6 protein-coding genes are annotated in these 10321 nt (G+C 60.3%); 1 reads left to right on the top strand and 5 read right to left on the bottom strand.

Features of this window, described 5'->3' with window-relative positions; all coding sequences use genetic code 11:
* Positions 1–73: 73 nt before the first annotated feature.
* The 3 genes from ltrA to AC13DJ_RS15445 form a co-directional block, all read right to left on the bottom strand.
* Entirely contained in the window at positions 74–1444 is a 1371-nt protein-coding gene (ltrA, locus tag AC13DJ_RS15455) for a group II intron reverse transcriptase/maturase (RefSeq protein WP_474539846.1), read from the bottom strand.
* Positions 1445–2007: 563 nt separating this feature from the next.
* Entirely contained in the window at positions 2008–5121 is a 3114-nt protein-coding gene (locus tag AC13DJ_RS15450) for an efflux RND transporter permease subunit (protein WP_482933367.1), read from the bottom strand.
* Entirely contained in the window at positions 5121–6293 is a 1173-nt protein-coding gene (locus AC13DJ_RS15445; RefSeq protein ID WP_288370198.1) for an efflux RND transporter periplasmic adaptor subunit, read from the bottom strand. The genes AC13DJ_RS15450 and AC13DJ_RS15445 overlap by 1 nt, the downstream gene beginning before the upstream one ends.
* A 126-nt stretch (positions 6294–6419) precedes the next feature.
* Here AC13DJ_RS15445 and AC13DJ_RS15440 point away from each other — a divergent pair, with 126 nt between their 5' ends.
* Positions 6420–7022 carry a TetR family transcriptional regulator gene (locus AC13DJ_RS15440; protein WP_482933368.1) on the top strand — a complete coding sequence of 201 codons (603 nt, stop codon included), beginning with the start codon at positions 6420–6422 and terminating at the stop codon, positions 7020–7022.
* A gap of 22 nt (positions 7023–7044) precedes the next feature.
* Here the strand turns inward: AC13DJ_RS15440 and AC13DJ_RS15435 are convergent, their stop codons facing one another.
* Together AC13DJ_RS15435 and AC13DJ_RS15430 are read right to left on the bottom strand one after the other, a co-directional pair.
* On the bottom strand, positions 7045–8361 hold the full coding sequence (locus AC13DJ_RS15435; protein WP_482933369.1) for an SLC13 family permease: 1317 nt from the start codon (positions 8359–8361) through the stop codon (positions 7045–7047).
* A 198-nt stretch (positions 8362–8559) separates the two neighbouring features.
* Positions 8560–10152: an isocitrate lyase gene (locus tag AC13DJ_RS15430; RefSeq protein ID WP_094625402.1), complete on the bottom strand. Its 1593-nt coding sequence runs from the start codon at positions 10150–10152 to the stop codon at positions 8560–8562.
* Between the last annotated feature and the right edge of the window lie 169 nt (positions 10153–10321).

The raw sequence follows: 10321 nt of genomic DNA, 5'->3' as shown, positions 1-10321 counted from the left end.
CATCGAGTAGGAGGGGGAGTTGCCTCCCCCGTCCTCTCACACCACCGGGCATACGGTTCCGTACCACGGCGGTTCATGATTGACTCTGAAACCGTGTCATCGTATCCAGCAAGCTTACCAGAGACAGGCGGTCGAAGACCTTCTTAGGTAGAGCGGCGTTCATATGTGACGCGCCACTATTCCACCAAGGGCCCCGCCCGTTCGTTGCACTTTTCCAAGCTCTTGACTCACTCAGACCAAGCCGCATCAGGTTGCGTGCCCGCGTGCGGGTTCGCTTCCATTGCTGCCACAGAATCAGGCGAAGCCGCCGCCGTATCCAGCCATCCAATGCCATGACCGAGCGCTTCGACGCCGTCAGGCGATAATAATTCGCCCACCCTCGTAGCACCGGGTTCAGGTTCCGGATCGTGGTTGTCAGCGACTGGCCCCGTGACCGCTTCAGTAGAGGGCGCAACCTGGCCATGTAAGCCTTCAGGCTCTTCGGTGCGATCCTCAATCGTACCTGCTGTTTGTGCCAGCTCACGCTGTAGCCCAGAAAGCTCCGACGCCATGGGCGATCCACGGCACTTTTCGCCGTATTCACCGTCAGGCGCAGGTGCGTTTCCAGATAGCGGCTAATACTGGTCATCACCCGATGTCCGGCTCGCTCGCTGCGAACGTAGATATTGCAGTCGTCCGCGTAGCGACAGAACCGGTGACCCCGGCGTTCCAACTCCCGATCCAATTCGGTCAGGAGGACATTGGAGAGCAAGGGCGAGAGCGGGCCGCCTTGCGGCGTCCCTTCTCGTCTCGGGCTGACCATGCCGCCTTCGAGCATACCGGCTTGCAGGTAACGCCGGATCAGCGTCAGTATCCGGCGGTCGGTAATGCGACGAGCCAGCAGGCTCATCAGCACATCATGATTGACCCGGTCAAAGAACTGCGCCAGATCCATGTCAACCACCCAGCGGTGGCCGTCACTGATATGCTGCTGCATCGCCTTAACCGCCCGATGGGCACTTCGACCGGGGCGAAACCCGTAGCTGTGATCCGAAAAGGTCGGTTCCAGCATCGGGCTCAATACCTGATGAAGCGCCTGCTGGATCAGGCGATCCTGTACCGTCGGGATACCCAGTATCCGCTCGCCGCCTTGCGGCTTGGGAATGCTGACCCGGCGTACCGGCTGAGGATGGTAGTCTCCGGCCAACAGCCGCTCACGCAGCGTTGGCCAGTGCTGTTGCAGGTGGCTCTTGAGGGCTGCCACCGGCATCTGATCGACACCAGCCGCGCCCTTATTGGATACTACCCGCTGATACGCACGCATCAGGTTCGGGCGCTCAAGCACCTGTTCCATCAACGTAGTCGGCTCCGCGTTCGTCCACGAATGAGCCACCGCGCCTGCCTCGACACGGGCACCAGTCTCTGCCGGATTCCGTCCGGCGCCTCCCTGATTGCCCTGACCCATCCGGGCCGCTTCTGTCTTCATAAGCACACCACGAGCACTCACCGTCTACTTACGGTCAACCATGTTCAGCCCTTCAGTACGCGGTAACGCACCTACTATGGCCTCGGCTGAGTTCTGGCTTCCCATCCCCACCCCTCACGAGGTGAGTAGCACGGTGGCAGAAAACCAGACTTCCCAGGGTAAGACGCGTGACCTTCACACTTATGCCCGCCGCATGTACGTCCACACCTTCCGTGCAAGTATCGGGCTTTGACGATATTTGACGTCTCACCCAGTGTGACCGCCTGATGCGATTCCTGTTCGTCAGGCCAGTGCTTTGCCTGCGGCTTCCTTCAGATTCCACCTCGCGGTGGACACCCTTGCCGTCCGGCTAGTGGTTCCCCTTACCGGGCCCACAGGGGACTTACACCCCCAAGTCATCCGGCCAGCACCACCTGTACCGGAACAGCGCCCGTCAAGGCGCTACGCGCCATGCCTGGCGCACAAAGAAAAAACCGCCGAGGGCAGAAACCCACGGCGGTTCAGTAGCTATCATTACGATAGGTGACGGAAATCAGGCCACCTCAGGCGGCCTTCTTGCGATTCCTCCGCCAGTCCGCCAGATCTTCGATGAGCTTGTAGAACAAGGGCACGAAGAACAGCGCCAGGGTACTGGCCGCCAGCATACCGCCGACCACCACGGTGCCGATTTCCTGGCGGGAAACCGCACCCGCACCGGAGCTGAACGCCAGCGGCAGGGAGCCCACGATGAACGTCAGCGCCGTCATCATGATCGCCCGGAAACGCTGACGGGCTGCCGCGCTGGCTGCCTCAAACGAACTCATACCGGCTTTGCGGTTCTGGGCTGCGAACTCCACGATCAGGATCGCGTTCTTGGCCGCCAGGCCAATCAGCACCAGCAGGCCCACCTGGAAGTAGATGTCGTTCGGGAAGCCGCGCCACAGAGACGCCAACGCAGCCCCGAACACACCAAAGGGAACAGCGGTAGCCACCGCCACCGGCAGGCCCCAGCGCTCGTACTGGGCCGCCAGGATCAGGAACACCAGCAACAGGCCCATGCCGAAGGCCAGGGTGCCGGAATCGGCAGAATCCTGCAGCTGGTAGGCCTCGCCGGTCCAGCCCAGCAGGGTGTTGCGGTCAAATTGCTCCGCCGCCACTTCCTGCAATGCCGTCAGGGCTTCACCGGTGGTGTGGCCCGGGGTCGGGTCAGCCAACAGCTTGGCCGCCGGATACACGTTAAACCGGTTGAGGATATCCGGGCCACTGGTGCGTTCCAGCTCCACCAGCGAACTCAGCGGAATCATCTCGCCATAGTTGGAACGCACGAACACCTTGCGCAGGTCATCCGGGTGGCTCCGGAACTCACCTTCGGACTGCAGGTTAACCTGCCAGTTACGGCCCTGCAGGGTAAAGTCGTTCACGTACAGACCACCGAAGGTGCTCTGCATGGTGGTGAAGATCTGGTCGATGGGCACACCGGCGGCCTGGGCTTTTTCCCGGTCCACGTTGGCCTTGAACCGGGGGATGCCGGTATCCAGGGTAACCCGCACGTTGGTCAGCTCCGGCCGGGCATTGGCGGCCTGGGTGAAGCCGTCGGCCATGGCCTTGATTTCAGCCGGGGTACGGCCGCCGCGGGCCTGGATGTAACCTTCCACACCACCGGTGGTAGACAAGCCCTGAATGGGTGGCGGGGTAAAGGCAATCACGAAGGCTTCCGGCATGCCGAAGCCAATACCCATCACCTTCTTGGCAATGTCCGCCGCCGCTTGGCCTTCGCCTTCCCGTTCCGCCCAGTCTTCCAGGGTCACAAACGCCACACCGCTGTTGGTGCGCAGGGCGCTGGAGATGATGTCAAAACCGGCGAAGGCGACCACGTCTTTCACTTCCGGCATGGCTATCATCTTCTGCACCAGCTCGTTCCGGGTCTGCTCGGTCCGGCTCAGGGAGGAGGTGGGCGGCAGTGAATAGGCAGTCAGCACAAAGCCCTGGTCTTCCTGAGGCACCAGCCCGGAGGGCATCGCCTTCATCAGGAAGACCGTACCGCCCAGCATGGCGGCAAACAGCAGCACGCCGACAACCGCGTGCCGCAGCAGCCAGTCCACCACGGCAGAGAAGCCAGCGGTTAGCTTGTCGAAGCCGGCATCAAACCAGCGGAACACCGTCAGCTGCTTGCCCTCATGGCCCAGCAACAGGGCACACATGGCCGGAGTCAGGGTCAGCGCCACGATACCCGAGATCACCACCGACACCGCAATCGTTATCGCAAACTGCCGGTACAGCTCGCCACTCAGGCCACCCAGGAAGGCCACCGGCGCGAATACCGCCACCAGCACCAGGGTTGACGACACTACCGCCCCGGAAACCTGGCCGATGGTAGCCACGGCGGCGTTGTAGGCCGACATGCCCTCTTCCTTCATCAGGCGCTCGGCGTTTTCCATGATGATGATGGCGTTATCCACCACCACCCCGATGGCCAGTATCAACCCGAACAGGGTCAGCAGGTTGACCGAGAAGCCCAGCGCCTGCATGCCCGCAAAGGTGCCGATCAGGGAGACCGGAATGGCAATCAGCGGGATCAGGGTCGCGTTGATATGCTGCAGGAACAGGAAGGTGACCAGTACCACCAGCAACACCGCCACAATGAAGGTATTGATCACTTCCTGGATGGAAATGTCGATAAAGCGGGTGGTGTCGTAGGGAACGTTGTATTCCAGCCCCGCCGGGAAACGGTCAGCGATTTCCTTCATCGCTTCGTCGACCGCCTCGGCGGCATCCAGGGCGTTGGCACCGGGCTGCAGGTAAACCCCCATGGGGACGGTAGCACCACCGTTGTAGACCGCCGCAAAGTCGTAGTTCTGGGCTCCCAACTCAATGCGGGCAACATCCTTCAGACGCAGGGAGGCACCCTGCTCGTCACTGCGCAGGATCACTTCGCCGAATTCTTCCGGGCTGGCCAGCCGGCCGGGCGCAGACACACTGAAGGTGAAGGCCTGGCCTTCCGGGGCCGGTTCGGCACCGATACGGCCGGCGGCAAACTGGGCGTTCTGGCCGCGCAGGGAGTTGGCCACATCACCGGGGGTCAGTTCGTACTGGGCCAGCTTGTCGGGCCGCAGCCAGATTCGCATGGAATAGTCCTGGGCACCAAACAACGAGGCATCACCAATACCCGGCAGGCGCACCAGCTCGTCCAGCACGTTGAGCAGGGCATAGTTGGAGATTTCCACCACATCCATGGAGTTGTCCGGAGACGACAGGGTGATCACCTGCAGGGTGGAGGTGGAACGGGCTTCCACCTTCAGGCCCTGGTCCCGCACCGACTGCGGCAGTCGCGCCAGCGCCTGCTGCACCCGGTTGTTGACGTTGATAGTGGCCTGGTCCGGATCGGTACCGATTTCAAACGACACGGTTACCCGGAAGCTGCCGGAGTCGGTGGCGCTGGATTCCAGGTAGATCATGTCGTCTACGCCGTTGATCTCCTGCTCCAGTGGGGCCACCACGGAATCGGCGATAACATCGGCACTGGCGCCGGGGAAGCGGCCGTCGACCACCACCTGGGGTGGCACCACGTTGGGGTACTGTTCCACCGGCAGGCCAAGCAGTGCCAGGGCACCACCCAGGGTAATAATAATGGAGACGACCGTCGCGAAAATCGGGCGGTCTATGAAGGTGCGTAGCATCAGTCAGTCCCCTCCCCGTCTTCGGCATTGGTCACATTCACCTGTGCGCCGTCGCGGAGGTTGGTCAGGCCACTGACAATAAAGCGGTCACCGGCTTCCAGCCCTTCAAGCAAAATCTGCCGGCCCTGGGATACCGGGCCAAGCTCAACCGCCTTTGCGCGAGCCTTGCCTTCGTCATCCACCACATACACCACCGGGCCTTGCGGGCCCTGGGCGACCGCTTTTTCCGGCACCGTGATGATGTCGTCAAACGACTGCAACTCCACCCTTACCCGGACAAACTGGCCAGGCACAACCATCTGCTCCGGGTTCGGGAACACGGCCCGGGCCGACACCGAACCGGTGCGCGGGTCGAGGGTCGAGGCGGTGAAGTCGATACGGCCATCCAGCGGGTACTCACTGCCGTCCGCCAGCACCAGGCGGGCGTTCACGTTCTGCTCTTCGCCGGCACTGGCCATGCCTTCACGGGCAACCCGGCGAATGGTGGCGTCGTTTTCCGGCAGCGCGAAGCGCACATGAATCGGGTCCAGCTGCACGATGGTGGTCAGCAGGGTGCCGGTATCAATCAAGCTGCCTTCCGGGAAGTCTTCCAGGCTGGTAACCCCGCTGATCGGCGCGGTCACCTCGGTATAGCCCACGTCCAGCTCGGCCTGGGTCATGCCGGCATTCGCCACGGCCATATTGGCCTGGGCCAGTTCCAGGGCAGACTGCGCCGAGTCACGGTCGCGCTCACTAACCGCATTACGCTCGTAAAGCGAGGAAATCCGGTTCCACTCCCGCTCGGCCTGGCGCAGGTTGGCTTCCGCTACCTGGCGCTGGGCTCGGGCACGCTGAAGCGCCGCCTCGGCCGGCTTTCGATCAATCCGGAACAGGGCATCGCCCTCACTCACCATCTGCCCTTCGTCGTACAGGCGCTGCTCCAGAATACCGCTGATCCGGGCGCGCACTTCCACTTCCCGGGCACCACGGGCACGGCCAGCGTAGTCCTGGCGAACACTGGCGTCTGTCAGTTCAGCGGTTTCCACCACCACGGCTGCCGGTGGCATGCCGCCCCCACCCTGCTGTGCTGCCTGATCGTCGTTACTGCAGCCCGCCAGCACTAACAGGGCAGACAAACCTGCAAGGATCAGCCCGTTACGGGCCAATGGTCGATGAGAGCTTTCGAAGGGCATGTGCGTTCTCCTGAACACCGGATCGGAAAAATTAAGAGCGCGACAACATACATTCATTCGTGTATGTATGTAAACTGTTCTCGTTTATACTCCTTTGCCAAACACACAGACCACCACACGAAAACCATGGCACGAAAAACAAAAGCCGAAGCGGAAGCCACCCGGGAAGCCATCATGGACTGCGCCGAGCAGGTGTTCATGGACAAGGGCGTAGCCCGCGCCTCACTGGAAGAAATCGCCCGTGCAGCCGGTGTTACCCGGGGCGCGGTTTACTGGCACTTCCGCAACAAGCAGGACATTCTCGATGCCATGCTCGAGCGGGTAAGGGCTCCACTGGGCGAGATGATGGACGATGCCAGCCGGGGCGGCCACAGTCTTGAGAACCTGAAAGAAGTGTGCATCGTGGCTCTTAGAAAACTCGTCGATGACAAGCGTTACTTCCGGGTGCACTACATACTGTTCCATCGCAACGAGTCGGATCAGGCTCTGAACAAACACCGGGAGCTTTCTCTCGATGCCACCAGCCATGTCACCAGCATCATGGCTCGACCGGAAAACCGGGCGCGCCTGCGCCCCCATCTGACACCCGAGTACGCCGCCTACCTGCTCCACACGCAAATGCTGGGCCTGTTCATCGACTGGCTTGCGGCGCCGGAGCGGTGGCCGCTGGCAGAGATGGCCCCAACCCTGGTGGAAACGGCGTTTTTCGGTTTGCTGGCGGACAACTGATCCGGCAACAAAAGGATCATTTTCAGGCCCACATCCACATAATGGCCGGAACCGCCACGACCGTCACTACAATCGACAGTGGCAGACCAAGCCGCCAATAGTCCCCGAACCGATAGCCCCCCGGCTCCATAACCAGAGCATTGGACTGATGCCCGATGGGCGTCAGGGTATTCTCGTAGCCCTGGATCAACAGAATGTCACCGGACCGAAATCGGATATCCGCCAGGCGCTGTTTGAGGCGATGCCCCTGCCGGGCGACAGCCACTACGTTCAAACCGTAACGTTCCCGCAAGTTAAGGCGATTGGTCGTTCGGCCGATCAATCGGGATGACGGCGTGATAACAGCTTCAGTCAGCCGGACATCACCCGTGGCGATATCGTCTTCCTTGTCCTCGCGGGAACGGCCTTTGCGAACCGGCTCATCACCGTCGTTTTCTGATTCGTCCTCGTCAACCACATTGGCCAGCACCAGCTTGGTGTTGTCCACAAACTCCTGCAGGCTTTCGGTATCCGCCTCAACCAGCAAGACATCGCCTTCCCGCAACACCTTGAAGGTAGACGGAGCCGGCGACGTAGATTCACCGCGAATCAGCGCCAACACCACCACACTCTTGTCGTCTTCACCGGAGGTCAGGAGGTTATGCAGTGTGCTGCCGGCATAATCTGAGCCTTCGGGAACCCGGAGCTCGGTGACATAGTCGCCGACGCTGAATAGCTTGTCGCCACTCGCCGGGTCATCGCGCTTGGGCGTCAGCCGCCAGCCAACCAGGCCAATAAAAAGAATCCCGGCTACGGTAATCGCCAGCCCCACCGGGGCAAAATCCACCAGACCGAACGAGCCCGCCTCCCGGTAGCTGGCAATGATGATGTTCGGAGGCGTACCAATCAGTGTTATCGTGCCCCCCAGCAAGGAGCCGAAAGCCAGGGGCATCAGCAGCAAGGAGGGAGAACGGCCGGACTTTCGGGACATCCAGATGGCTACTGGCATCAATAGAGCCAACGCACCCACGTTATTAATAAAGGCCGAACACAGGGCAACCACCGCCGTCAGGGTAATCACCTGCAGCACGGCATTGTGCCCGACCTTCCCCAGCAGGCGCACCACCGCGTCCACCACGCCACCATTGACCAGACCCTGACTGATCACCAGCACAGCCGCCACGGTGATAACAGCCGGGTGACCAAAGCCGGAAAAAAGCTGATCGATGGGCACCAGCCCGGCGACGGCCACGGCCAGCAACGCCAGCATGGCAACTATGTCAAAGCGCAGGCGATTCCAGACAAACAGACCCAGAGTGACAGTCAGAACGCCAAAAACAATCCATTGATCATGTAGCACGGCTGGTCATCATCCTTTTTCAGCAAGCAAACCGGGTAGAAAGAAACGAATACCTGCATCATTCCATAGTTACCCGCCCGACGACACGAGCACAACCATCCACCATTAAACAAAAACCCCGCAAAGCCAGAAGCCTTGCGGGGTTTTCAGTGGTCGGTGAGCGCCAATGCTCTCACCGGAACATCATGATCAGATCGATTAACCGAACTGGTTCATGGTGTTGTCTTTACCACCGGCCTTCAGAGCCGCTTCGCCAGCGAAGAACTCTTTGTGGTCGTCGCCGATGTTAGAACCAGCCATGTCCTGGTGCTTCACAGTAGCGATGCCCTGACGGATTTCCTGACGCTGTACACCAGCAACGTAGGCCAGCATGCCTTCGTCACCGAAGTAGCCCTTGGCCAGGTTGTCGGTAGACAGAGCCGCAGTGTGGTACGTCGGCAGAGTGATCAGGTGGTGGAATACACCGGCTTCACGGGACGCATCACGCTGGAAGTTACGGCACCACTCGTCAGCCAGCTGACCCAGCTCGGTGTTGTCGTACTCGGCGCTCATCAGCTTGGCACGGTCGTAGGCAGATACGTCTTTGCCTTCTTCCTGCATGGCGTCGAACACCTGCTGACGGAAGTTCAGGGTCCAGTTGAAGGACGGGCTGTTGTTGTAAACCAGCTTGGCGTCGGGTACCACTTCCTTGATGCGGTTAACCATGGCAGCGATCTGGCCAACGTGCGGCTTCTCGGTTTCGATCCACAGCATGTCTGCGCCGTTCTGCAGGCTGGTGATACAGTCCAGAACAACACGGTCTTCGCCAGAGCCAGCTTTGAACTGGAACAGGCCAGAGGCCAGGCGCTTCGGCTTCAGCAGCTTGCCGTTGGACTTGATCACAACGTCGCCGTTCTCGATCTGGGAAGCGTCGTCGATGTACTCACCGTCCAGGAAGCTGTTGTACTGGTCGCCCAGGTCACCCGGCTCGTTGGTTACAGCGATCTGCTTGGTCAGGCCAGCACCCAGGGAGTCAGTACGGGCAACGATAACACCGTCGTCTACACCCAGCTCCAGGAACGCCAGGCGAACCGCGTTGATCTTGGACAGGAAGTCGGCGTGCGGAACAGTTACTTTACCGTCCTGGTGGCCACACTGCTTCTCGTCAGATACCTGGTTTTCGATCTGGATACAGCAAGCACCGGCTTCGATCATCTGCTTGGCCAGCAGGTAAGTAGCTTCGGCGTTACCGAAACCAGCGTCGATGTCGGCAATGATCGGTACAACGTGAGTTTCGTGGTTGTCGATCTGCTTGATCAGCTCAGCAGCCTTGGCGCTGTCGCCAGCTTCTTCAGCTTCGTCCAGGGCGCGGAACAGGTGGTTCAGTTCCCATGCGTCAGCCTGGCGCAGGAAGGTGTACAGCTCTTCGATCAGACCGGAAACAGCAGTCTTCTCGTGCATGGACTGGTCAGGCAGCGGACCGAACTCGGAGCGCAGGGCGGCAACCATCCAGCCAGACAGGTACAGGTAACGACGCTTGGTGGTGCCGAAGTGCTTCTTGATGGAGATCATCTTCTGCTGGCCGATGAAACCGTGCCAGCAACCCAGGGACTGGGTGTACTGGGAAGAGTCAGCATCGTACGCAGCCATGTCTTCACGCATGATCTTGGCGGTGTACTTGGCGATGTCCAGACCAGTCTTGAATTTGTTCTGGGCGCGCATGCGGGCAGCGTGCTTCGGGTTGATGGCGTTCCAGGTCGGGTTCTGCTTCAGGATGGAAGCGATTTGGTCGACGTCTTGTGCGTAGGGCATGATCTCTATCCTTTCTACGTTTATGTTCAAAAGGTTCGGAACGCTGCGGCCGGCAGCCTCCGGAGCCAACCGCCTGCTCATACAACCTGGCAGGGGATGACGTTGGGCGTAACTTTAGTGCTTTCGAATTTATAATTGAAATTTATATGGTGTATTTTCGGCATTTTTT

The organism is Marinobacter sp. L-46 (genome assembly GCF_056859535.1).
This window is presented reverse-complemented; position numbering and strand designations above follow the sequence as displayed.